This is a genomic window from Brevibacterium sp. Marseille-P9724, from assembly GCF_902500275.1.
Taxonomy (GTDB): domain Bacteria; phylum Actinomycetota; class Actinomycetes; order Actinomycetales; family Brevibacteriaceae; genus Brevibacterium.
In genome coordinates this window covers 284218-308553 of record NZ_LR722990.1, presented here as the reverse complement: position 1 = coordinate 308553, position 24336 = coordinate 284218, and the positions used below count along the sequence as shown (strand labels likewise).

General features: G+C 61.0%; 21 protein-coding genes and 1 pseudogene. 12 read left to right on the top strand and 10 right to left on the bottom strand.

The window, feature by feature from the left end; translation table 11 throughout:
* Positions 1-14: 14 nt before the first annotated feature.
* The 3 genes from GC119_RS01510 to GC119_RS01500 are packed head-to-tail and all read left to right on the top strand — an operon-like array spanning position 15 to position 5352.
* On the top strand, positions 15-1133 hold the full coding sequence (locus GC119_RS01510; protein ID WP_151952271.1) for an exonuclease SbcCD subunit D: 1119 nt from the start codon (positions 15-17) through the stop codon (positions 1131-1133).
* A complete protein-coding gene (locus GC119_RS01505) occupies positions 1130-4162 on the top strand; it encodes an AAA family ATPase (RefSeq protein ID WP_151952270.1) in 3033 nt (1010 codons plus the stop codon). Before GC119_RS01510 ends, GC119_RS01505 begins: the two co-directional genes overlap by 4 nt.
* 26 nt (positions 4163-4188) lie before the next feature.
* Entirely contained in the window at positions 4189-5352 is a 1164-nt protein-coding gene (locus GC119_RS01500; protein ID WP_083304039.1) for a ParA family protein, read from the top strand.
* Positions 5353-5458: 106 nt separating this feature from the next.
* Here the strand turns inward: GC119_RS01500 and GC119_RS01495 are convergent, their stop codons facing one another.
* Positions 5459-6025: a MerR family transcriptional regulator gene (locus GC119_RS01495; RefSeq protein ID WP_070572800.1), complete on the bottom strand. Its 567-nt coding sequence runs from the start codon at positions 6023-6025 to the stop codon at positions 5459-5461.
* 189 nt (positions 6026-6214) lie between these two features.
* The gene (locus tag GC119_RS01490; RefSeq protein ID WP_151952269.1) at positions 6215-6919 is read right to left on the bottom strand and encodes a lysophospholipid acyltransferase family protein; all 705 of its coding nucleotides are present in this window, start codon (positions 6917-6919) and stop codon (positions 6215-6217) included.
* A gap of 84 nt (positions 6920-7003) precedes the next feature.
* Between GC119_RS01490 and GC119_RS01485 the strand changes: the two genes are divergently transcribed.
* Genes GC119_RS01485 through GC119_RS01475 form a run of 3 tightly spaced genes read left to right on the top strand, consistent with a single transcriptional unit; the run spans position 7004 to position 9916 of the window.
* Positions 7004-7774 carry an alpha/beta hydrolase gene (locus GC119_RS01485; RefSeq protein WP_151952268.1) on the top strand — a complete coding sequence of 257 codons (771 nt, stop codon included), beginning with the start codon at positions 7004-7006 and terminating at the stop codon, positions 7772-7774.
* Positions 7764-8168 carry a hypothetical protein gene (locus GC119_RS01480; protein ID WP_151952267.1) on the top strand — a complete coding sequence of 135 codons (405 nt, stop codon included), beginning with the start codon at positions 7764-7766 and terminating at the stop codon, positions 8166-8168. Before GC119_RS01485 ends, GC119_RS01480 begins: the two co-directional genes overlap by 11 nt.
* A gap of 35 nt (positions 8169-8203) precedes the next feature.
* Positions 8204-9916: a DEDD exonuclease domain-containing protein gene (locus tag GC119_RS01475; protein WP_151952266.1), complete on the top strand. Its 1713-nt coding sequence runs from the start codon at positions 8204-8206 to the stop codon at positions 9914-9916.
* A 9-nt stretch (positions 9917-9925) separates the two neighbouring features.
* Here the strand turns inward: GC119_RS01475 and trpD are convergent, their stop codons facing one another.
* Positions 9926-11008, bottom strand: coding sequence for an anthranilate phosphoribosyltransferase (gene trpD, locus GC119_RS01470; protein ID WP_070572809.1), 1083 nt, complete (start codon positions 11006-11008; stop codon positions 9926-9928).
* Between the two features lie 446 nt (positions 11009-11454).
* Here trpD and GC119_RS01465 point away from each other — a divergent pair, with 446 nt between their 5' ends.
* The 5 genes and pseudogenes from GC119_RS01465 to GC119_RS01445 form a co-directional block, all read left to right on the top strand.
* Positions 11455-12057, top strand: coding sequence for a heme-copper oxidase subunit III (locus GC119_RS01465; protein ID WP_371089267.1), 603 nt, complete (start codon positions 11455-11457; stop codon positions 12055-12057).
* 50 nt (positions 12058-12107) lie between these two features.
* Positions 12108-12890 carry a cytochrome c gene (locus tag GC119_RS01460; RefSeq protein ID WP_070572811.1) on the top strand — a complete coding sequence of 261 codons (783 nt, stop codon included), beginning with the start codon at positions 12108-12110 and terminating at the stop codon, positions 12888-12890.
* Positions 12891-12931: 41 nt separating this feature from the next.
* Positions 12932-13987, top strand: coding sequence for a ubiquinol-cytochrome c reductase iron-sulfur subunit (locus GC119_RS01455; protein WP_070572813.1), 1056 nt, complete (start codon positions 12932-12934; stop codon positions 13985-13987).
* Positions 13987-15612 (top strand): cytochrome b, encoded by a 1626-nt coding sequence (locus tag GC119_RS01450; protein ID WP_151952265.1) that lies wholly within the window; start codon positions 13987-13989, stop codon positions 15610-15612. The genes GC119_RS01455 and GC119_RS01450 overlap by 1 nt, the downstream gene beginning before the upstream one ends.
* A 318-nt stretch (positions 15613-15930) precedes the next feature.
* Positions 15931-16296 (top strand): annotated as a pseudogene (locus GC119_RS01445) (IS110 family transposase); the annotation flags it as partial.
* A gap of 601 nt (positions 16297-16897) precedes the next feature.
* Here GC119_RS01445 and GC119_RS01440 read toward each other — a convergent pair.
* The 6 genes from GC119_RS01440 to GC119_RS01415 all read right to left on the bottom strand — a co-directional run bounded on the left by GC119_RS01440 (position 16898) and on the right by GC119_RS01415 (position 22519).
* Positions 16898-17299, bottom strand: coding sequence for a cytochrome c oxidase subunit 4 (locus GC119_RS01440; RefSeq protein ID WP_151952264.1), 402 nt, complete (start codon positions 17297-17299; stop codon positions 16898-16900).
* Positions 17296-18999, bottom strand: coding sequence for a cytochrome c oxidase subunit I (gene ctaD, locus GC119_RS01435; protein WP_151952263.1), 1704 nt, complete (start codon positions 18997-18999; stop codon positions 17296-17298). Before ctaD ends, GC119_RS01440 begins: the two co-directional genes overlap by 4 nt.
* Positions 18996-19889: a cytochrome c oxidase subunit II gene (coxB, locus tag GC119_RS01430; protein ID WP_151952262.1), complete on the bottom strand. Its 894-nt coding sequence runs from the start codon at positions 19887-19889 to the stop codon at positions 18996-18998. Before coxB ends, ctaD begins: the two co-directional genes overlap by 4 nt.
* 178 nt (positions 19890-20067) lie before the next feature.
* Positions 20068-20670: a leucyl/phenylalanyl-tRNA--protein transferase gene (aat, locus tag GC119_RS01425; protein ID WP_070573030.1), complete on the bottom strand. Its 603-nt coding sequence runs from the start codon at positions 20668-20670 to the stop codon at positions 20068-20070.
* Between the two features lie 19 nt (positions 20671-20689).
* Positions 20690-21037, bottom strand: coding sequence for a HesB/IscA family protein (locus GC119_RS01420; protein ID WP_070572824.1), 348 nt, complete (start codon positions 21035-21037; stop codon positions 20690-20692).
* Positions 21038-21127: 90 nt separating this feature from the next.
* Entirely contained in the window at positions 21128-22519 is a 1392-nt protein-coding gene (locus tag GC119_RS01415; RefSeq protein ID WP_151952261.1) for a dipeptidase, read from the bottom strand.
* Positions 22520-22606: 87 nt separating this feature from the next.
* On the opposite strand from GC119_RS01415, the gene GC119_RS01410 reads away from it, so the two are divergent.
* On the top strand, positions 22607-23170 hold the full coding sequence (locus tag GC119_RS01410) for a DUF3043 domain-containing protein (RefSeq protein ID WP_151952260.1): 564 nt from the start codon (positions 22607-22609) through the stop codon (positions 23168-23170).
* A gap of 49 nt (positions 23171-23219) precedes the next feature.
* Here the strand turns inward: GC119_RS01410 and GC119_RS01405 are convergent, their stop codons facing one another.
* On the bottom strand, positions 23220-24284 hold the full coding sequence (locus GC119_RS01405; protein ID WP_070572829.1) for a quinone-dependent dihydroorotate dehydrogenase: 1065 nt from the start codon (positions 24282-24284) through the stop codon (positions 23220-23222).
* Positions 24285-24336: the final 52 nt, after the last annotated feature.

Sequence of the window (24336 nt, the reverse complement as noted above, 5' to 3'; positions counted from 1 at the left end):
CTACGCTTGTCCCCATGAGGATCCTTCACACTTCAGACTGGCATATCGGGCGGACGTTCCACGGCTTGAACACCGTTGCGCAGTTTCTTGAGTACGCCGACTTCCTCATTGAGACCATCGAACGCCATTCGGTTGATGTGCTTCTCGTCTCCGGCGATGTATTCGACCGTGCCGTCCCGCCGCTCGATGCTCTGGAAGCCTACGAATCCACCATGGCGCGCGTTCTCAACACCGGCGCCGTCGCCGTTCTCACCAGCGGCAACCACGATTCCCACCAGCGGCTGGGGCTTGGCCGCAGACTCATGGAATCCTCCGGACTCTTCATTCGCACGTCGCTGTCCGACATCGAACGCCCAGTGCTGCTGGGCGCAGACGACGACCGGACGGCCGTCTACGGCATCCCCTACCTCGAACCGGCTCTCGTCAGCGGTCAACTGGACACGGCGCGCACCCACAGCGCCGTTCTCAGGGCCGCCATGGAGCGCATACGCGCCCACCGCGCCGCACACTGTCCCAAGCACAGGGCAATCGTCATGGCCCACGGGTTCATAGCCGGTGCCGAACCCAGCGACTCCGAAAGGTCTATTGAGATCGGCGGTGTCGGCCGGGCAGAGGCCGACCTCTTCACGTGGGCGGACTACGCCGCACTCGGCCATCTGCACCGCCCGCAGACAATCACACCGAACCTGCGCTATTCGGGTTCGCCTCTCCCCTACTCCTTTTCAGAGGCCGGCACAGACAAGATCATGTGGCTCTACGACACGCACAGCGGCATCATTGACCCCATCCCAATTCCCGAGCTCCTTCCGATCTCCTCGCTCACCGGAAAAGTCGCGGATCTGCTGGCACAGGCGCCGGACCAACAAGACCGCTGGATAGAGGTGCAGCTGACAGACACTACGGTCCCCCACGGCGCATTGGACTCACTGCGCCGAGCATTCCCCCAGCTGCTCAGCGTGCGGTGGACCAACCTCGTCCAGGCCTCGTCTCACCCCCGCCGCCGCGCCGATGCGATCGACGACGCCGAACTGTTCGCGCAGTTCTGTCGGACAACAGTCGGCCGCTCCCCTTCAGAAGCTGAGAGAACCCTATTCGCAAGCGCAATGCAGTGGGCACAGGAGCAGACGCAATGAAGTTTCACAAACTCTCCGTGGAAGGCTTCGGTGCCTTCAACCAGCGTCAGACAGTAGACTTCGACGCGGTTGCCAGTGACAGTCTGTTCCTCATTGCGGGGCCGACGGGGTCAGGAAAAACAACAATCCTGGATGCTGTCACCTTTGCGCTTTTCGGGCGCGTACCCGGTGCCCGCAATGATGCAGGCGAACTGCGTTCAACATACGCCGACCCCAATACCCCCACGACTGTCGTCCTCGAATTCACAGCCGACGGGCGCCGCTGGAAGATTGAACGCAGCCCCGGCTACGACCGTCCCAAACTTCGCGGCGAAGGCACAACCAAGCAGAGGCCCCAGGTGCACCTGTTTGAAAGCCGAGCTCAGCAATGGAGGCCGGTTGCTTCTCGCAACCAGCAGGTAGGGGAAGTCCTCGCACCGATCATCGGCCTGTCCGTCGAACAGTTCACCAAGATCGTCCTTCTGCCCCAGGGAGAATTCACGGCATTTCTCAGAGCTGATCCAGCTGAGCGCGAACCGCTGCTGCGCAGGCTTTTCAGCACGGAGCGGTTCAGCTTTGTCGAAGAATGGTTCAGCAAACGCTCGCAGGAGGCCGGCCGTGAGCTCGACGACATCATGAAGCACCGCCGTGACCTCATGAAGACAGCGGCCGAACTGTGCCTTGATCCTCTGCCTGTTCCAGACGACCCTCGTCCCCGGCCTGTAGACGTCGGTGCGTTTCTGTCATCTGCGCGAACAGCTGTCACTGAGCACTTGGAGACAGCTGAGATCGCCGGTCGCGCAGCTGATGCCCGCGCAGAACGGCAGCGCGAACGCGCTGAGGAACTGCTGCGCGCTGCCGACAAAGCCGAAAAGCTCGAAGAGCACCGGCGGCTGGAGGTCGAGCACGAAAGCAAGCGGGAGGCAGTCGAAACCGCTCGGCACCAGCTCGGAAGGAAGGCAGAAGCCGACCGCATCATGCCGAGCCTGAGCGAACAGCGGAAAGCCCATGCGGCTCTTGCCAACGCGCGCAGGCAGCATCAGCGCACGCAGGAAACCCTGACGGCAGCCCTAGGGCCGGTTGAAGATCTTGCCAAGTGCGACACCATCGCAAGGAGCGCCTATGCTGCGGCCAACAGCCTGCAGACCAGTCTGCGTCGCCGAGAAGACCTCGAAGCAGAAAGCCGCCGATGCCGCAAAGCCCTCGAGACGGCGCACGCAGAACTGCAGAAAGCGCAGGCAGTTCACGCAACGGCTGTGGAAGCCGACATAGCGGCACAGAATGCTGTTGCGGAGGCGCCCGACATCGAAAAACTCGAAGCTGAGCACCAGGAAACCGCAGCTTTGGCTGACAGAGCTCTGGAGGCTTACGATCGGCGCTCCGAACTGCAGAAACTGGAGCGGGGCGCACAGGCGATTGTGCGCGACCGCGAACATACCGAACGCGATGCCGCTGAACACTATCGAAAAGTGCGCGACCTGCGCCTTGCAACGATAGCGTCCGAACTGGCCCAGGGTCTGCGAACCGGCCATGCGTGCCCGGTGTGCGGTGCGGTAGAACACCCAGCCCCGGCGCCGACGGCGGCTGAGGAGGCCACGCGGGAAGCCGAAGAAGACGCTGAGCGGGAAGCAGAGCGCGCTCGAACCGCGGCAGCAGACGCTCGAACCAATGCTGCAGCGGTGCAGGCACAGCTGGCCGCTGCCGAAGAATCTGTCAAGAACACCAGGTTCACAGGCGCCGAAGAAGCACGAGCCGCTGTGAATCATGCAGAGGCAGCGCTGAGAGAAGCGCGCGAAGCGCAGCAGAAGGTGCTGCGCACTGCCGAACACACGCGTGACCGCCTGGCGGCCGCACAGGAACAGCTCGCCACCGCTCAGAAGCAGACCGACAGTGCCAGGGAACGCTTTGCGGCAGCCGAATCTCAGATGGCTGCGGTGACGCAGACTCAAGATTCAGTCTTCGCACCCGATATTCAAGCAGCCGGCATCGAACTTCCGCTGACCGCTGACGATGCAGCTGCTGCGGCTGCCGCTCTCAGTGACCGCATTGCGCTCATCAGCGACTTGCGCGCGGCTGAAGACAGCCAAAGGCGAGCCGAACGTGAACACGCTGAACGAACCGCACGTGTCGCCGCTGAGCTCAGCGCTTCTGAATTCGCCAGCGCGGAGACTGCTGAGCAAGCCGCCTCGGCAGACACCGACGATCTCGAGCGTGTTCTGAAGGCAAATGACTACAGGGTGGCCAAACTGCGGGAGAACCGGGAAAGCTCTTGGTTTGCCGAAGCCCACGACCTGCTGACGGCAGAGGAATATCAACGCCGCGCGACAGACGCAACGACAGCCGCACACATCTGCGCCCAGCAGGCGCGCACTCTGCACGAGCGCACAGCGGTTGTAGCCGACCGCCTGAATTCACTGCAGAGCCTCATCGGCGACTTCGCCGCCGAGTCCGAACATCAACACCGCGCCCTTGAAAGGCTGGCAACAGAGATTCAGCTTTCGGAGCTTGTTCGCGGAACAGCGCATCACTCCAAGCTCCCGCTGTCTTCGTTCGCCCTCCTGGGGCTGTTCGAAGCCGTCACCCGCAGCGCGTCAGAACGACTCAGCAGCATGACCAGCGGACGCTACAGGCTGGCAGTCGACCCGCGCGGGCGGCGAAAAGAACGCAGAGTCGGCCTCAGCCTCGTCATCCATGACGCCTTTTCCGAAACCGCGCGCGATCCTCGTTCCCTATCCGGCGGAGAATCGTTTATGGCCGCTCTGGCTTTGGCCCTCGGCCTGGCCGACACTGTCGCCGAAACCGCGGGCGGCCTGCGACTGGACACCCTGTTCATTGACGAGGGGTTCGGCAGCCTCGACCCGGACTCACTCAATTCGGTGCTCACCGTACTCGACGAACTGCGCACCGGCGGGCGCTGCTTGGGTGTCATTTCGCACGTCGAATCGATGCAGCGAGCCATACCGGCGAAAATCGTCGTTGAGCCCGGTGCATCAGGTTCAACAATCAGCACTGCGGGGCTGAAACATTCCGCGGGCGCCTCCAGCATCTGAGCAGAAGAATCAGATACCGTTGAATTGTGCTTGTCCTCAGTATTTCCAGTCTCAAAGGCGGCGTCGGCAAGACGTCGGTCACACTCGGCTTGGCTTCTGCCGCCCAAAGCCGGGGAATACCGACCCTCGTGGTCGACATGGACCCTCAGGCTGACGCTTCCACGGGCCTCGATGTACCGATTTCCACGCCGCTGGACATCGCCGATGTTCTCGCAGCGCCGAAGTCAAAGCTTGCGCGTGAAGCCATGGTGTCCAGTGGATGGACTGAAAGGGGATCCAGCCGCCTCGATGTCATTCCCGGTTCGCCGCGCGCTGCTGAGTTCGATCGCCCCAGCCTCTCCGAGCGCTACCTCAAGCGTCTGCGCGACACGCTCAACCGCGTCTCGGACGTCTACAGGCTGGTCATCATCGACTGCCCTCCGTCGCTGAACGGGCTCACCAGGACAGCATGGACCGCAAGCAACCGAGTGCTCGTCGTCACCGAGCCGGGCCTCTTCTCAGTCGCAGCGGCAGACCGTGCCCTGCGGGCATCTAATGAGCTGCGAAAGAGAACCGCCAAGGACCTCCAGCCTCTCGGCATAGTGCTCAACCGCGTGCGCCCATCATCGCGCGAACACAGTTTCCGCATCAACGAACTCAAGGACATGTTCGGGCCGCTTGTCGTCAATCCGCCGCTTCCTGAGCGAACCGTCCTCCAGCAGGCGCAGGGGTCAGCTCGCCCTATCCACCAGTGGCCAGGCGCGCCCGCCAGCGAACTTGCCCGCGCTTTCGACAAGATCCTCGACCGTGCACTGCGCAGCGAGAACATTCGAGGTCGGCGACCGGTCGAAGTCGCGCCGAGCACCAACGAGATTCCAACAACCAGCCAGGAGCCGCAGAAGCTGCGAGGACAAGCCGAGCGCAGTCGCGATGAAGCTCCGAGACCGAAGATCAACAGGTTCTCGGACACGCAGAGGACTGCGCCCGAGGCACAGCAGACAATGCGGATCGGCACGGTGCCCGCAGAAAATCCAGTAAGACCACAGACACGCTCTGCAGATAGGCACGGCCCGGCAAGACTCAGCGGCTTGGCAGATAAGTTCAGGTCAACCGATCAGGCCGGTCCAGTTGAAAAGCCGGGCTCCAGCACACCGACTGGGCCGCGCTCGGACGGCTCATACCCAAGCCGTCGCGATCTTCGGCGCCGCTGATACAGCATTCACAAAGACAGGCCCCGTCCGTCCAGCAGAAACGGCCAGGAGATGATCTCCTGGCCGTTTCTGCATATAAGGGCCTTCGGTCCCCCTGGGGTGCGAGTCAGCTTGACTTGCGGGCCCTCCGAAGAGCGAGTTCGTCAATCGGCAACTGGGCCTGCTCTGGCCTTTCGCTGGGAAGCTCAGACAGCGTTCCTTCGACTTCGCGCCACACCTGACCGACTGCGATGCCGAATACGCCCTGCCCTCCCTGGACAAGGTCGACGACTTCGTCAGCGGAGGTGCATTCAAAAACAGAAGCGCCGTCGCTCATCAAGGTGATGCGCGAAAGGTCGTCAATACCGTGTTCGCGCAGGTGCCCCACCGCAGTGCGAATCTGGTTGAGGGCCACACCGGTGTCGAGCAGGCGCTTAATGACCTTCAACACCAAGATGTCGCGGAAAGAGTAGAGGCGCTGCGAACCAGACCCGGTGGCAGTGCGAATAGACGGGACGACAAGATCGGTTCGCGCCCAGTAGTCGAGCTGTCGGTACGTGATGTCGACGACACGGCATACTGTCGGGCCGCGGTAGCCCGCGTCTTCGTCGAGCTCCGGAAGGTCGTCGTCAAAAAGCAGCCCTTGAGCTGCGCGGGGAATCGGCTTGGCCGATTCTTCTGTTGAGTGGCTCACGCCATCTCCTCCTTAGACCCCTGGGGGAAGTAAGGGCGCGTTGTCGAAGTCCTCTGAGTTTACCGCATAGGACAGACACGCACCCGGGGCTGTCTACATGAAGAATGTATGTGCTGCGCGGACCGGATTCAAACATCTTGGCGATAACTTTTCTGCGTGTCGTCGTTATCCTAAGAATCGAAACCCTGCTCAGCTGTCTCGTTCAGCTTTCTTCTCAGCCAGCAGTCGGGTCTTGACCGTCGATGCGTATTTGTCCTCGTACTGCTGACCGGACAGGCGCAGGATTTCGTACATGACTTCGTCAGTTATTGATCGCAGCAAAAACCTGTCGTGTTCGAGGTCCTGGTACCGACTGAAGTCCATCGGCTCACCGAAGACCACACCCACCCGGCGCAGCCTGGGAATGACGGAGCCGGTTTTCAGCACCTTGTCGGTGCCGATGACCGCAACTGGAATGACCGGGACACCCGCCTCGAGAACTAGGCGAGCAACTCCCGTGCGACCCCGGTAGAGCTTCCCATCAGGACTGCGCGTACCCTCCGGGTAGATTCCCAAGAGAGCCCCGCTCCTGAGGACTTTCAGACCAGCCTGCAGCGATGCTTCGGAAGCCGACCCTCCGCCTCGGTCCATAGGAAGCTGGTTCGTTGCCTTGAAGAACCACTTGGTGAAGAAGCCCGTAATGCCCCGACCCGTGAAGTAGTCCTTCTTAGCAAGGTAGACCACCGGGCGAGGCGCAACGAGAGGCGTGAAGATTGAATCGACAAACGAAAGATGGTTGCCTGCAATGATGGCCCCGCCTTCAGCCGGAATGTTCTCAAGACCGCGGACCCAGGGACGAAAAAGAGCCTTGAGAAACGGACCGACGAAGATCCGCTTGAGCAGCCAGTAGAACACTCAGAGCCTTTCGGGACGCACCGCGCTTGTTTGCGCTTTCGAGTATAGGTCCTCTTGACCCTGCCGCTGTGGCATGCTGGAAACATGACCTCTCATCTGGCCGAAGAGATGACGCAGCCCCTCCGCCTTCCCGGCTCTGGCGATGTCGGGATTCTCGCCGTCCACGGCTTCACGGGCTCCCCCGCCTCGATGCGCCCGCTTGCACAGGCCCTCCACACCGCTACCGGTGCGCCGGTCCGAGTGCCTCTGCTGCCGGGCCACGGCACTGACCTTGACGACATGGCTTCAAGCACGTGGGAACAATGGTGCTCAGCCGTTGACCGGACCGCTGACGAACTTCGCGCCGAGTGCAGCCAGATCGTCCTCATCGGACTGTCGATGGGCGGAGCGCTCTGCCTGCACACTGCTGCCAACCGATCAGACACCACACACATCGGGCTTATCAACCCGGCCGTTTACGTCGACAGCCCATTCGCACCGTTCGCCGGTTCGCTCGCTGGGCTGATAGAGCGGGTCCCCGGGATTGAGAACGCAATCAACAAGCCCGGGCAGGACGAACTGGCGTATCCGCAGGTTCCGCTGCGCAGTGTGGGCGAACTCTTCCGCGGCGTCCGCGATGTGCGTTCTCTGCTGTGGCGCGTGCATGCGCCGATCACCTATTTCCTCTCCGGATCAGACGATGTGGTCAGCCCGCGCTCATGGAACTCTGTGCGCCGGGGCGTCCGCGGGCCGATGAGAACGGTGCCGCTGCCCATGAGCAATCACGTTGCGACCCTTGACTACGATTCCGACAAGATCGAACGGGTGCTGGCCGCTGCCATTCGCGGTCTGCAGGGGGCTGCCGATGGCGCGTGACGAACACAAACCGGAATGGGATCGCCTCAGCCCTGATGAGAAGGTCACGGATGAGCAATGGGACTCGGTCATGTCCGGCTACAGCGATCTCGACGCCGTCAATTCCGAAGTCTCAGCTGACGAAGCCGCAGACTACCTCGCCGAGCAGGACGGGTGGACTGCCCCGCCTGCGCCCAAGATCGGCATCCGCAGAGCACGACCCGGCTTTGTTGTGTCAGCCGCCGCGCTGCTTCTCGGCATTATCGGACTGGTCATGACCGCTATGTTCTTTCGCTCAGCGCCGGGACTGCTGACGGCGTTCTTCATCGCCAGTGCCGCCGGCGGCGGGGTGGCGCTCCTGCTGTTTCTTCCCGCATCGCGCACCGAGCAATTGGATGACGGCGCACAGGTGTGACTCTTCGTGTCAGTGCCTGGTGGGACGATGACTGAATGAAGGAATTTCCCGGCTTCGATCTCCCTGAGCCCGTGCGCTCCGGCCAGCTGAACATCGCCGATATCGGCACGGACCTCAGCGATGTCACGTTCACGGTTCTCGATTTCGAAACCACCGGATCAGACCGTTCCGGCGGCAACGTCACGGAGATCGGCGCTGTGCGTATGCGCGGCGGCGCAGTCGACGGAGAATTCCAGACGCTCGTGAATCCGGCAGGGCAAGTCGTTTCGCCCTTTGTGCAGCACTTGACCGGGATCACCAATTCCATGGTGGCCGCGGCACCGGAAATGCGCACAGTCCTCCCCGCGTTCTTGGAATTCGCCCGGGGCACAGTGCTAGTTGCACACAATGCGCCTTTCGATATCGGCATTCTCCGGCGAGCGTGTGAAGAACACGCCTATCCGTGGCCCCAGTTTCGCGTTGTCGACACGCTGACTTTGGCCCGACGGATCCTGCCGAAGGGGGAAGTCCGCAACCACAAACTCGCAACGCTCGCTCAGCATTTCGGCACTAGGACCGATCCGGAGCATAGGGCGCTCGCAGATGCACGGGCAACGGGAGAGCTCCTCAATCACCTGTTCGACCGGCTGGGCGGATACGGCGTCAACACGCTCGAAAAGCTGCTGTCGCTCAAACCACAAGGCCTGGGACGCAGACGCACAAAGCTGCACTTGGCAGACAATGTCCCCACAGGCCCCGGTGTCTACATGTTCCTCGACGGGGCACGCCGCGTCCTCTACATCGGCAAGTCCCGCGATATGCACACTCGCGTCCGGTCGTACTTCACTGCGGGTGAAACTCGCGGCCGGATGACTGAAATGGTGACTGCCGCCCAGGAGGTCACCACTGTTCCCTGTGCGACAGAAGCAGAAGCTGCGGTGCGTGAAGTGCGGCTCATTGGGGAACTCGCCCCGCCCTACAACAGGCGATCAAAGAGGCCGGAGCGCCAAACCTGGCTGAAGTTCACCGACGAAGCGTTTCCTCGCCTATCAGCCGTAAGGACGCAGCCGCCCCACGGTCTCCTGGCAGCGGGGCCGTTTTCCTCGCACCGCAGTGCACTCCAGGCCAAAAATGTGCTTGAACAGCTGTACCCGCTCAAAACGTGCACGCAGAACCCGCGGTCGGCAAAGTTCAGGCCCTGTGCCGCCAGCCAGGTCGACGCATGCGGTGGCCCCTGTTGCGGCATAGCAAACGCCCGGGAGTATCAACACAGCATCCGCGGACTCAAGCAGTTCGCAGCCGGAGACACAGCCGATTTCAGTCACCGCCTGAACGAAAGGCTGAAGCAGCTTTCCCAGCAGCAGCGCTTTGAATCAGCCAGCGACGCGCTGGAAGCCGCCGTGCAGATGCTGCGCGTCCAAGCACGTGCGGAAGCAGCGCGTCTGATCAACCAGATACAGCAGATAACAGCCGCACGCCCGCAGCCGAACGGAAGCTGGGAGATCGTCCTCATCCGCTGGGGGCGGCTGGCCGCATCCGAAACCGCCGCGAAGGCCTCAGCTGTGCTCAGCACCGCTCGGGAAATGGAGGCAACAGCTGCCCACGTTGAACCCGAATACCCAACGCTTCTCGAAGAGCACACAATCTTGTCGGCGTGGCTCTACGGCGAAGGCACTGTGCTCATCAGCTCGACGGCACCGCTGGCGCTGCCGCGCACGGGCTTCGGCTTTGCCTCTGCGCGGCTCGGCTCACGCAGACGCGGTGATTGACTCTTCTACTCACGCAGACGCGGTGACTGACTCTTCTACCAGCTGGTCGAGCTTTGCAGAGGCTTTGCCAGCGTCAAGCGCTTCCTGAGCCCGCTGGAACTGACTGGCCAAGCGGTCGGCAAGCGGCCCCTCGGCATCCGCAGAGGCGGCCACAAGAGCAGCGGCAGCGTTGAGGAGTACGGCATCGCGCACCGGACCGGTTTCACCGTCGAGTGTGCGGCGAATAACGGAAGCGTTGTAAGCGGGGTCCCCACCTCGCAGGTCGTCCTTCGTCACCCGAGCTATGCCAAGCGACGTCGCATCGAAGACCGAATGCTCAATCTGTCCGTCGCGGACTTCCCACACGTCATTGACCGCGGTGTTCGACAGTTCGTCCAAACCGTCCTGCGAACGGAAGACAAGTGCCGAATCTCCGCGTTCAGCGAGCACCCCGGCTATAAGAGGCGCCATAGCGGGATCCGACACGCCGATGGCAGTTGACCGGGTCCCTGCTGGATTTGCAAGAGGCCCGAGGATGTTGAAGGCGCTGGGCACCGCGATCTTCTTGCGCACGGGCGCAATGAAGCGCATAGACGGGTGGTAGACGTTGGCAAACAGAAACGCCATCCCGACTTTGTCGGCCAGTGCCGCCGTCTGCTCTGGCGTCAGGTCGAGCGCCAGACCGAGGTGTTCAAAGACGTCAGCCGACCCTGATGCCGACGAGGTGGCCCGGTTTCCGTGTTTAGCAACCGGAACCCCGGCTCCGGCGATGACGAACGAGGCGGTTGATGAGATGTTGACTGTCTTGGCGCGGTCGCCGCCAGTGCCGACGATGTCGACATAGCCGGTGAGGCCGTCAATGGAAACGGCGTGTTCCATCATCGCCGACACAAGGCCCGTAATCTCTTCGACGGTTTCGCCCTTGCCGTGGTGAGCAACAAGGAACGCGGCCATGGTGACATCCGGAACATCGCCGGACATGATCTGATCCATCGCCCATGCCGCAGTCGCACCGTCCATGTGGCGGTGGTCCATGAGACCGACGATGAGGTCCGACCAGTCGCGTACATCCTTCATGACGCTGCTTTCGTAAGCGGTGAAGGGAACGGTCATAGCTGAGCCTTTCTGATGGACGAGTGTGCGACACGGCAAGCCCGGCCAGTTTATCTGGGCGGCGCGGCCAGACAGCGCTCGGCCCAGACTTCGGGGCAGCGCCTACGACCCATGCCGGAGTGAACTGTGCAGATGAAGTTGCGGGCTTTGCCCTGGGGCGAAGAATCGCCTTGCGAGAAGACCCGCAGGGCAAAAGCGCAGAATGAGAAGGAAGATGACTCCGACAAGCAGAACAGTAGCCCACATCACAGTAGTTCGACACGCAGGGCCGGCACGTCGGCATCACCGGGAAAAAATAAAAGAACCGCGCCAACTAGCCGAAACGCGGGCATTGAAGTCTCAATCAATGAGTGAATCCTGAGTGAAAGATGAAATTCACCTGCGGACTGAGTAATAATCGGGGTGTGTCAACTGCAGCTTCATCTCAAACAGCGCCGGTTCATCCCGTGATCAGCAGGCCGAACACGACGACCATCGGCTTCGTCGTGTGGCTTGCGAGCGAGCTGATGTTCTTCGCCGCGCTCTTCGCCATGTACTTCACGATCCGCTCCGTCGCCCCGGACATGTGGGCAGCGGAAACACCCAAGCTCGAAGTCCCGTTCGCGCTTGTGAACACCTCGATTTTGGTTCTGTCCTCCGTGACCTGCCAGGTCGGCGTTCATCACGCTGAGCGCTTCAAGCCCAGCCGCCCCGCGGGCAAGAGCCTGTTCGCCATCGGACAGTGGGGCATGATCGAGTGGTACTTCCTCTCGTTCCTCCTCGGCTCGGTCTTCGTCGGCGGCCAGGTCATGGAGTACGCCACGCTCGTCTCCGAAGGCGTCGCAATCAACTCGAACGCCTACGGCTCCGTCTTCTACCTGACGACCGGATTCCACGGCCTGCACGTCATCGGCGGTCTCATCGCGTTCCTGTTCGTGATCGGACGTGCCTACGGTGCCAAGCGCTTCGGACATCGCGAATCGACGTTTGCAGTATGTGTCTCCTACTACTGGCATTTCGTCGACATCGTTTGGGTTGCTCTGTTCGCAATCATCTACCTGCTCCAGTAAGCGGGCGCCCCGCACACCCCGCAGCGATAATTTAGTAAAGGACAAGACTCGTGAAGTTTCTTGCAGAACGCCGCCGGCACCCCATGGCGCTCGTTGTTCTCCTGCTGGTCGGACTCCTGTTCACCGGAGGGGCATACGCGCTGTTCACCGGCGGAAGCGATGCCAACGCAGACGAATACTCCGCTGATCAGATCGACGACGGTCAGAAGCTGTTCGTCACGAACTGCGCAACCTGCCACGGCATGAATGGCGAAGGCACCGAAAACGGACCCAGCCTCATCGGCGTGGGCGCATCCGCGGTCGACTTTCAGGTTGGCACAGGCCGCATGCCGCTCCAGATGCACGGCCCCCAGGCCCCCGTCAAGGCACCGCAGTTCAATCAGGACGAGATCGACAACATGGCTGCCTACGTCGCCTCGCTCGGTCCCGGCCCGGCAATTCCCGATGCTGAATACCTCGATGCCTCCAAGGGCGACGCTGCAGCCGGCGGCGGTCTCTTCCGCACCAATTGCGCTATGTGCCACAACGTCGTCGGCGCGGGCGGCGCTCTGACCCGAGGCAAGTACGCTCCGAACCTCAGCGAGGTTTCCGAGCGCCACCTCTACGAGGCAATGCAGACCGGCCCGCAGAACATGCCGATCTTCAACGACGCAAACCTCACCCCCGAAGACAAGCGCGACATCATCGCATACATCGAAGACACCAAGAAGCCCTCTCCCGGAGGCTTCAAGCTCGGAGCTCTCGGTCCGGTTGCTGAAGGTCTCTTCATCTGGTTCTTCGGACTGTCCGCAGTCATAGGCATCACCGTGTGGCTCACCGCCCGGTCGAAGTAAGCCAAGCCCTTATCCGTTTCGAGTACTAGACGAGGATGCACATGACCTCGAGTCACAACACCGGCACCACCGGCCAGCTTGAGCCGGTGAACGGGTTTGAAAACCCCGGCCTGCCGCAGCACAACCCCAGGATCACCGATGCCGAACCGCTGGCTGAGAAGGCAGCGGAGCGCCAGGTCGCTCTGTGGTTCCTGCTGTCGATGATCGGAACCATCTGGTTCATCGTCTCCTTCTTCCTCTTCGGCCCCAAGGGAGAAGAACCCACACACGCAGGCCTGCGTCTCCAAACGCTCATGCTTGGACTTGGCGCAGCGGCTGCACTGTTCGGCCTCGGCATCGGCATTGTCCACTGGGCACGCACGCTTCTGCCCGACGCCGAAATCGTTGAGGAGCGCCACTCGATCGCCGGTTCCGAAGAGGACCAGGCCATCGCTCTGGAGATCCTCAATCAGGCGAAGGAAGAGTCCGGCATTGCACGCCGACCGCTTCTGCGCAACATGCTCATCGCAGCTGTTGCGATCGCTCCCCTCCCCGCGGTTCTCGTCCTTCGCGACCTTGGGCCGCTGCCCGGCGACAAGCTCTTCACCACGCTGTGGAAGAAGGGTGTCCGCCTGGTCCTCGACCCCGGCGGCGTTCCCGGAGAGGGCGAAGAGCGCGCAATCAAGCTCGCTGACGTAACCATCGGCTCTGCATACCACGTTGTGCCAGAAGGCATGCACAAGTCGGAAGAGCCGCTGAACGAAAAGGCCAAGGCCGCGGTTCTGCTTATGCGCATCAGCCCTGATGAGCTCAACACCGAACCCGGTAAGGAAGACTGGGGCGTTGACGGAGTAGTTGCATACTCCAAGATCTGCACCCACGTCGGCTGCCCGGTTGCTCTGTACGAGCACCAGACGCACCACCTGCTGTGCCCCTGCCACCAGTCGACGTTCGACGTGACTCAGCACTGCAAGGTCATCTTCGGCCCTGCTAAGCGTCCGCTTCCGCAGTTGCCGATCGAAGTCGACAGCGAAGGCTACCTTGTCGCCCAGAGCGACTTCCGCGAGCCCGTTGGTCCGACCTTCTGGGAGATCAACACGAGGGAGACTGACGCCTGATGAGCAACACACTCACTGACAACAAAGCACTGATTGCCGGTGGCCGCTGGGTGGAGTCCCGCACCGGCGCTTCCAAGGCCGTCAAAGAATTCGGCCGGAAGATCTTCCCGAGCCACTGGTCGTTCATGCTCGGCGAGGTCGCACTCTACAGCTTCATCATCCTGATCCTCACAGGAACATTCTTGACGCTGTGGTTCCGCCCGGCTATGGGACACGTGATCTACGAAGGTCCGTTCGTCCCTCTTAAGGGCGTGCAGATCTCGGAGGCCTACGCTTCGACCCTCTACATTTCCTTCGAGGTCCGCGGCGGACTCTTCATTCGCCAGATGCACCACTGGGCCGCTCTGCTGTTCATGGCCGCTCTCTCGATCCACGCTATGCGCGTGTTCTTCACCGGCGCCTACCGCAAGCCCCGTGAAATCAACTGGATCATCGGTGTCGGCCTGATTGCAATGGGCATGGCTGCCGGCTTCACTGGCTACTCGCTGCCGGACGACCTCCTGTCCGGTAACGGTCTGCGAATCATCGACGGTCTGCTGAAGTCCATCCCGCTGGTTGGAACGTACATTTCGTTCTTCCTGTTCGGGGGCGAATTCCCGGGCGAAGACATCGTCTCGCGTCTGTACTCGATGCACATCATGGTTGTGCCCGCACTGCTGATCGCACTCATCGGCGCTCACCTGATGTTCGTCGTCATCCACAAGCACACCCAGTGGCCCGGAGCCGGCCACACCAACCGCAACGTTGTGGGCGAGCCCGTTCTGCCCACCTTCGCTGCGAAGGGCGGCGGCTTCTTCTTCATGATTTTCGGCCTGCTGGCCCTGATCTCCGGTGTGTTCACGATCAACGCGATCTGGAACTACGGACCGTACGACCCCTCCCCCGTTTCGGCTGGTACACAGCCCGACTGGTACATCGGTTGGCTCGACGGATTCCTCCGAATCATGCCAGGTTGGATGGAGTTCTACGTCTTCGGCTACCCTATCTCCGTCAACATCAACACCGCGCTTCTTGCCACCGGGGTTCTGTTCGTTGGAATGATTATCTGGCCGTTCTTCGAACAATGGCTGACCAAGGACACCCGCGAACACCACGTGCTCGAACGCCCGCGCAACAACCCCACGCGCACCGCGTTCGGTGTCGCAGCAGCCATCTGGTACCTGAATCTCTGGGCTGCCGCTTCGGGTGACCTCATCGCAGTGTTCTTCCACATGTCACTCAACGACATGATCTACATCTTCCGAGCACTGTTCTTCCTCGGTCCGATTGTCGGCTACATCGTGACTAAGCGAATCTGCCTGGCCCTGCAGCGCAAGGACCGCGAGATCGCTCTCCACGGTTTCGAGTCCGGTGAAATCATTCGCCTGCCGCACGGTGAGTTCCAGGAACGCCACAAGCCGCTGTCTGAAGACAAGCTGTGGAAGCTGACCGCCTTCGAAGCTCCGGGTTATGTACCCGCACAGCCGCACGAGGACGGTGTTATCACCAAGGCCGAGAAGCGCCGCGCACGTGTTGCACGGTTCTTCTACGAAGACCGAGTCGCCCCTGTTACGAAGGCTGAGCTTGACGCCGCGCACGACGACCACGAAGAGGTCAAGGCAGACGACAACAAGAAGCTGAACTGACACTAGGCGCTTGAAGCCCCGCAGCCACGTTGGCTGCGGGGCTTCTGCTTTGCCGGTGTCGATCCGTGTGCACGCGGCTCCTGCCAGACAGGTTAACCTCCGGTAGTACACCCAGTTTCCATGCTTTCAGAAGCTCATCCCGTGTCGACATAGCTAGTGAAAGCTACTCTCCCCCGCCACCTTTTAGGTATCACTGCTTTCCGTCAGGAAGGGCAGTGCTGGGAACCGGCTGGTTCCGGCGTGATGTCTGGCCCCAGTTGCTCTTGATCCGGGGGTGTTGTCACTGGGACCAGTCTGGTTCGTTCGGATGCAGCTAAGCATGATCAGCTGCTGGTCGTGGTGGACCAGCCTGCAACCATTGGCGCGTTAGTCATTGTGGTAGGCCAACAAATGGGGATTGCCGTTGCCTACCTGCCGGGGCTGACCAAGCGCCGTGTCGCTGATCTTCATCCAGGCCAGGCGAAGACGGATGCCCGGGATGCTTACATCATCGCTGATGCAGCCCGCACCATGCCCCACACACTGCGTGGGATCACTGTCGCGGACGAACACATCGCCGAATTGTCAATGCTGTGTGGCTTCGATGACGATCTGGCAGCCCAGCTGACCGGGGTACGCTATCGGCTGCCAGTCCTGCTCACACAGATACATCCTGCCCTCCAGCGGGTACTGGGACCGCGCCTGCCACCCTCTTAGCGAAGTCCTGACCTCTACTATGCCAGGCATCGGGGTCAGGACAGCCGCGCGTATCGTCACAGAAGTCGTCGGCAAAGCCTCATATCCGCAAAGCCCGCTCCACGCAACAAGCCCCAGCAGCTTAACGAAAGCCATAGAAGCACCCTCCCGGTAGGGCCAGTTGCTTAACCTGACGCGAAGCAGCACATGTGACCACAAGACCCGGCGAGGGGGCCAGCTGCGAGGACCCTCGCCGGCGAAGGTGAAACGAGTTCCCGGACTTCAAGCTTGAACGTTCCGTTTGTGTGCTCCCCCGCCGCCGATTGCTACCCACTCGCCAGAGCTGCATCATTGGCCTTACTCGGTCCGGGACACGCCTCGTGGGCGAACATGCACACCCACCACCTGGACAATGACGCTGCTCAGCCGATTCAAGCGACCTATAGGTGCTGTGCTGCCACCTTTTGGGTTGCATATTGGCTTCAGTCGTCTCGAAGTGCCCGCGGATCAGAATTGAGACTGTCTGCGGTGTTGACGGCGTACCTACTGCAGCTGAACACAGCAAAGCGCCCCCGTGCGTATTGCACGGAGGCGCTTCAGTCAGAGTTAATCAGTGCACGTGATCGCCGCGGTCGTACTCGTAGACAAGTCCGATCAGAGCCACCAGGCAAAGAACACCGCCGAACGGAATAATCCACCAGCCGACAGCGACTCCCAGGAAGCAGAGACCGATGCCTGCAGCAAGTGCCAGCGGCCACCAGCTCCAGGGGCTGTAGAAGCCGTATTCGTAGGCTTCGTCGCTGATCTCAGCGGAATCAATATCCTGGGGGTGCTTTCCCATCTGCTTATCCTGCAGGTACACATAGCCGCCGATCATGAGCGACATGAGACCAACAAGTGCAATGGCGGGAAAACCGACCAGTTCCTGAAAGTCCGTCAGGTAGCCGTAGACAAACGCAATGGGAATGAAGAAGAAGATTCCCGCTCCGATAATCAGACCCGAGGTTCTCACTTGGTGCTCCTTTCGGGCAGCGAGTAGGCGTCAGCCGGGTGACCTGCCAGTTCAAGCAGTTCCGGGTGGTTCGCATCAAAAGCAGGACGCTCCGAGCGGATACGCGGCAGCGATGTGAAGTTGTGACGCGGGGGCGGGCACGAGGTGGCCCACTCGAGCGAACCGCCGTAGCCCCACGGGTCGTTCACCGTAACCTTCGGTGCCTTACGAGCAGTGATCCACACGTTCCAGAACCACGGGATCATCGACAGCGCAAGAATAATCGTGCCAACGGTCGAGAGCTGGTTCTGCCACGTGATGTTGTCCTGCGGCAGGTAGTCGGCGTAACGACGCGGCATGCCTTCAACACCAAGCCAGTGCTGAATGAGGAAGGTGCCGTGGAAGCCGATGAACAGAATCCAGAAGTGGATCTTGCCGAGGGTTTCGTTGAGCATCTTGCCGGTGAACTTCGGCCACCAGAAGTAGAATCCGGCGAACATCGCGAAGACGACGGTACCGAAGATCACGTAGTGGAAGTGAGCCACAACGAAGTAGGTGTCAGACACCTGCTGGTCCATGATCGGGCTTGCCAGAACGACGCCGGTGAGACCACCGAAGACGAAGCTGACGAGGAAGCCGATCGACCACAGCATCGGAGTTTCGAAGGTGAGCGAACCGCGGAACATCGTGAAGATCCAGTTGAAGATCTTCACACCGGTCGGGACAGCGATGAGCATCGTCATGAACGCGAAGAACGGGAGCATCACAGCACCGGTCACGTACATGTGGTGTGCCCAAACGGTCACCGACAGAGCGGCAATTGCGATTGTTGCGTAGACCAGCATCTTGTAGCCGAAGATCGGCTTGCGGCTGAAGGTCGGGAAGATCTCAGACACGATGCCGAAGAACGGCAGTGCAATCACGTAGACCTCGGGGTGGCCGAAGAACCAGAACAGGTGCTGGTACAGAATCGGTCCGCCGTTCTCGGGGCTGAAGACGTGTGCACCGAGCACGCGGTCTGCGGCAACTGCGAACAGAGCAGCGGCCAACGGCGGGAACGCCATCAGAACGAGGATACCGGTGATCAGAACGTTCCAGGAGAACACAGACAGGCGGAACATCGTCATGCCCGGTGCGCGCATCGTGATCACGGTCGTGATGAAGTTCACGGCACCGAGGATCGTGCCGAAGCCCTGGAAAGCAATGCCGAGAGTCCACAGGTGACCGCCCAAGCCAGGCGTGTAGGTCGTGTTGTTCAGCGGCGCGTATGCCGTCCAGCCGAACGATGCGGCACCCTGCGGGGTGAGGAACCCGGAGCAGGCGATGAGCGAGCCGAAGAGGAATACCCAGAACGCGAAGGCGTTGAGTCGCGGGAACGCGACGTCGGGAGCACCGATCTGCAGCGGCATGATGACGTTCGCGAAGCCTGCAAACAGAGGCGTAGCAAACATCAGCAGCATGAGCGTGCCGTGCATGGTGAACAGCTGGTTGTACTGTTCCTTCGTTTCGATGATCTGCATGCCGGGGGCAAAGAGCTCAAGACGGATGAGCACAGCCATAACACCGGCAACGCAGAAGAAGAGGAACGACGCAATCAGGTACATGTACCCGATCGTCTTGTGGTCGGTGGAGGTCAGCCAGTTGACTATGACCTTGCCCTTACTCACCGGAACCTTCGGTGCAGCACCGAGGTCGACGGGGCGATCAGCTACCGCCGTCATTTGTCAGCACCTTCTTTCTGGTATGGGTTGGAGTACCAGTGCGTACGGTCGTATTCTTCGCCGAGCACACCGGTGTTGCCCTGTTCGCGAAGCTCCTTGGTGTAGGCAAGGTATTCGTCCTTGGACACAACCTTGACGTTGAAGAGCATCTCGGAGTGGAATTCGCCGCAGAGCTCTGCACACTTGCCGAGGTATTCGCCTTCTTTCAGAGCCTTGAGGTGGAGGGTCTCCACACGGCCCGGGGTCATGTCGCGCTTCTCAAGGAACGCGGGAACCCAGAAAGAGTGAATGACATCGCGCGAGCGGAGCTGGATTTCGAGATCCGTGTCCGCAGGCAGGTACAGCGTCGGCGCTTCTTCGCCGGGCTTCTCCGTACCGTCCAGGTTTGCCTGAACACCTGCGTAGTGGACGTCCTGGGATGTGTAGTTGAAGTCCCAGGCCCACTGCTTGCCGACAACTTCGATCTTTTCTTCGCCCGGCGTCTTGTCGTTCGTGGTCTGGTCGAACAGCGCCATGTTGTGGAAGAAGAAGCCCACAACGAGCATGATCGGGATGACCGTGTACATGATTTCGACGGGCATGTTGTACTGCAGCTGCACCGGCAGTCCGCGGTCGTTCTTACGACGGCGGTACGCGATGATGCAGAAGAGCATCAGGCCCCAAGTGATGGCGCCTACGGCAAGAGCAGCAATCCAGCCTCCGGTCCACAGAGCGGTGTACGCGTCTGTGTGTGACGTGGCGCCTTTAGAAGCGGCGGGCAGAAAGCCCAGCTCCGGAGCGCCGTTGGAGCAGCCGGCCAGAAGTGCGGAAGAGGCAAGCGCCCCTGCGACGCCCGCTTTCTTCGCCCAGGCCTTCGGAGACCTGCGTGCTGACTGGTTCGGAGAATCCACGTGCAGCCTTTCGGATACCTAACGGATGCTTCCCAGCGGTTTGACTGCTTATTCACATCCGCAGCTCGCCACCGGGAGACACCCAACTCTGACTTTGTCTCATCTACCCTACCGCTAACGGGGGTGGAATTTCATACTCGCCTGCTCGTTGCATGAGAAAATCCTGTGTGCCGATCCTTCAAAGCCGCATTTCTAGGGCTTGCGCATACTCTGACTCGGAAATTTCCGACACGCCGAGCGTCTCCAAGTGCGGCGTCGACCATTGCGTATCGATAAGCCATTGCCCGTCCGCGCACCTGCGGTCCAGGTGCTCCACGAGGCCGACAAGCGCAGCTTTCGACGCGTCGGTCTGCCTGTGAAACATCGATTCTCCAGCGAAAACACTGCCCAGATCCAGACCGAACAGACCCCCGATGAGCCGGCCGTCACCGTTCCAGACATCGACGGACTTCATCCAGCCTGCGACTGCCAGCTCCGTATAGACGGCTTTGATTTCATCGGTGATCCACGCCCCCGGGCGCGTAGGGTCGGCACAGGCTTCCAGGACTTCACAGAAAGCGGTGTTCCACGTGATTCGCATACGGCGCATTGACTTGCGCAGGCTTTTGGAAATCTTGAGGTTTCCGGGCAGAAGAACGCCGCGCCGTTTGGGAGACCACCAGCCGAAGCCGGTCGTGCCCTCCAGTCCAAGCTCCATGGGAAAGAGCCCGGCTCGGTAGGCAGAAATGATCTGGCCGACCTCCAGCTGCGGCGAGACAGCTGCGAGGTCGGCCGGTTCCATTCCCATTGGCTGCGAAGCTTCAGTGGAAGGAGTCACCGCAGGCGCACGAGCCTGCGGCGTTGGGGTTGTCGATCGTGAAGCCCTGCTTTTCGATGGTGTCTGAAAAGTCGATGGTGGACCCGTCAAGGTAGGGAACGCTCATACGGTCGACGATGACTTCGACCCCGTCGAAACTACGCACGGCGTCGCCGTCGAGGACGCGTTCGTCAAAGTACAGCTGATAAATCAGGCCGGAGCATCCTCCGGGCTGAACAGCAACACGCAGGCGAAGATCGTCGCGACCTTCCTGTTCGAGGAGGCTGCGCACCTTGTCTGCCGCCGCAGTGGAAAGGTCAACTCCGTGCGACGCCTGTTCTGCAACAGTCATATTCACTCCAATTAGTCGGTAGAGCCTACGATACGTGTGAAAACGGCTGAGGCAAGCATAGTATTCCCCCGAGCCGCTGGGGCGGGAGAGTCAGACCTGTTCCCCCAGACGCCTGAGCAGAAGAGCTTCGGCCACAATGGCCCGTTTGAAATCGGGCAGATAGAGACTCTCGTTGGCGCTGTGGGCTCGCGTGTCGGGATCCTCAATCCCGGTGACGAGGATCGAGGCTTTGGGAAACACATCGAGGAGGTCTGCAATGAACGGAATCGACCCGCCCAAGCCCATCTTCACGGCCTCTGTCCCAAACCCGTCGGTCAGCGCTTCCAGTGCCTTTCCGAGAATCGGATCCGATTCGTCTGCCCGCCACGGGCTGCCGTATTCAGAGGCGCCGAATTCGATCTGCGCGCCGAAGGGCGCATCAGCTTCAAGATGTTCGCGAAGCCTGTTCAAAGCGTCTTCGGGGTCCTGGCCCGGCGCCAGCCGCATGGAGACCTTTGCTCCTGCACGGGCGTGCAGAGTGTTCGAAGAGTCTGCAACACTCGGCATGTCAATGCCGATGATCGTCAGGGCCGGCTGCGCCCACAGACGCGAAGCAAGTGGGCCCTTGCCGATGAACCGTGTGTCGGGCAGAACCCCACAGTCACGACGCAGGTCGTCCTCGTTGTAGTCAACTGCGACTTCTTCGGAAGCGACCAGCCCCTCAACGGCAGGCGAACCGTCTTCGCGGTGCAGGCTGGAGAGCAGGCGAATGAGAGCGAGCGGGGCATCCGGCGCCACTCCCCCGTACATGCCCGAGTGCACGGAGTGCTTCATTGTTCTGACCGTGAATTCCAGCGACGCCATGCCGCGCAGGCTCGTGGTCAGCGCAGGTGTGCCTTCCGCCCAGTTGCCGGAATCGGCAACGATGATGACATCGGCAGCCAGACGGTCCCGGTAGCGCTCAATGAAGTCTCGGAAGCTTGGTGATCCCGCTTCCTCTTCTCCTTCAACAAACAGCGTCACACCGATGTTGAGTTCATCGGCCAGCAGCCTCAGCGCAGTCAGGTGAATGAGGATTCCCGCCTTGTCATCTGCTGAGCCCCGCCCGTAGGCGCGGTCGCCCTTCACGGTCAGCTCGAACGGGCTCGTGTCCCAGTCGTCCCTGTCGCCTGCGGGCTGAACGTCGTGGTGGGCATAGAGCAGAACCGTGGGCTGTCCTTCCGGTGCCGCGCGGCGGGCTACTACGGCAGGGTAGCCCTCGCTGCCATCAGAGTTGGCACCGTGCAGGATTTCCACCGTGTCGAAGCCGACTTCCTCAGCAAGCTCAGCCGTGAGTGCAGCAGAATCGGCGACGTGCCGCGGATCGGCGTTCGGCCACGCAACAGACGGCACTGCAACCAGCCGGGTGAGGTCTTCGAGAACATCCGAGTAGATGGCGTCCAGACGCTCGTGCAGAGCTTCGGGTCCAGCGGATTCGCGCTGTGAAGATTCAGAAATGGTCATGCTCCGATACTATTAGCGCCGTACAGCCCTCGAAAGCACCGCACGGAGCACACGTGCGGCAAGCACTGTCAGGAGACGAACCAGGTCATGTCGGACAAGCCAGAAGCCCACGAGCAGCACAGGGACCCCGAGGCGAAGAAGAACCGCCCCACCCCGTCCCGGCGCCAGCAGGAGCAGGCCCGCCGACGACCCCTCGTACCGGAAGACCGCAAAGCGGCGAAAGCCGAGGCACGCGCCGAAATGCGCCGTGAGCGCAACTACATCCGCGAACGGATGATGGAGGGCGATGAACGCTACCTGCCAGCACGTGATTCAGGCCCGCAGCGCCGCTATATCCGGGATTATGTGGATGCTCGCTACTCGTTCGGAGAGCTGCTCATTCCGATTGCACTAGTCATCCTGCTGGTGAGCCTGTTCATTCAGAACGTGCAGGTGCAGGCTTATTCGACCTACATCATCTACGTCCTTCTGGGCCTTGTAGTGCTGGACGGTTTCATCATGCACTTCACATTGAAGAAGAAGATGTCGGCTAAGTTCGGAGCCGAAAACCTGCAGCGCGGCAACACTTTCTATGCGGTGATGCGAAGCATTCAGCTGCGCATGCTCCGCACTCCTCGCGCGCTCGTCGGCCGACGCGAGTACCCCAACTGACCGTCTTCGGGCCCTGACTGTGCTGGGCAGGGTACTCAGGCAACCGTCTTCAGCGGCCGAGGATCATCTGAGCTAGACGCGGCCCTTCGTAAATGAGCCCCGTGTACACCTGAACCAGGTCGGCGCCTGCCGCAATTCTGGCGAGATAGTCAGCCCGAGACTGCACTCCCCCGACGGAGATGACAGTCATGCCCTCGGGCACCCGCGAACGAACCAAGCGCAGAACCTCAAACGATCGCACAGCAGCGGGAGCGCCCGAGATCCCGCCGGCTTCCGATTCGGCGAATTCCAGGTCAGATCCGGTCAGAACCGTGCGGTCCAGAACCGTGTTGGTGCAGATGATCCCATCGAGACCGATACCTGAGGCGAGATCGCACACTGCCAGGACATCGTCATCGGCTAGGTCAGGTGCGATCTTGACGAGGACCGGAACGTGTCCGAGCTTCGACCGCACGTCAGAAGAATCAACAGCCGCTGTTTCGTTAAGCACCGCGGTGAGGATCGGACGCAGCGCCTCAACCGTCTGCAGGTCCCGCAGGCCCGGTGTATTGGGCGACGAGACATTGACCACGAGGTAGTCGGCATACTTCGCAAGCCGCGATGCAGACACCCGATAGTCTTCAGCGGCCTGCTCCAGGGGAACAGTTTTCGTCTTGCCGATGTTGACCCCGATGATGGGACGGCGATTTTCGGGAAGCTCCGCAATCTGTCGGCGAGCACGCTGCAGATTGCGCTGCGCCTGTTCTGATCCGTCGTTGTTGAAGCCCATGCGGTTGAGCACGCCCTCAGACTCCGCCAGACGGAACAGGCGCTTCTTCGGATTTCCCGGCTGGCTTTCCGCGGTGACGGTGCCCACCTCTATGTGGCCGAAGCCCAGACGAGACATCGCCCGAACTCCGACGCCGTTCTTGTCGAACCCGGCTGCCAACCCCAAACGGTTGGGGAAGCTCAGCCCCATCACGGTGGTCGGCTGGGGCCTCGCACCGAACAGAGAGCCGATGAGGTCTCCGCCCCCGGGGAGAGAATCAAGTAGGTTTAGAAGTGAGAAGCTCGCGCTGTGCGCCAGCTCCGCATCAGAGCGGACAAGAACTGAGCGGTAGAGGGCTTTGTACATAGAGCCATCTTTACCGCCTGGCACGCGTGGGAACAAGTGACAGCAGAAGAAA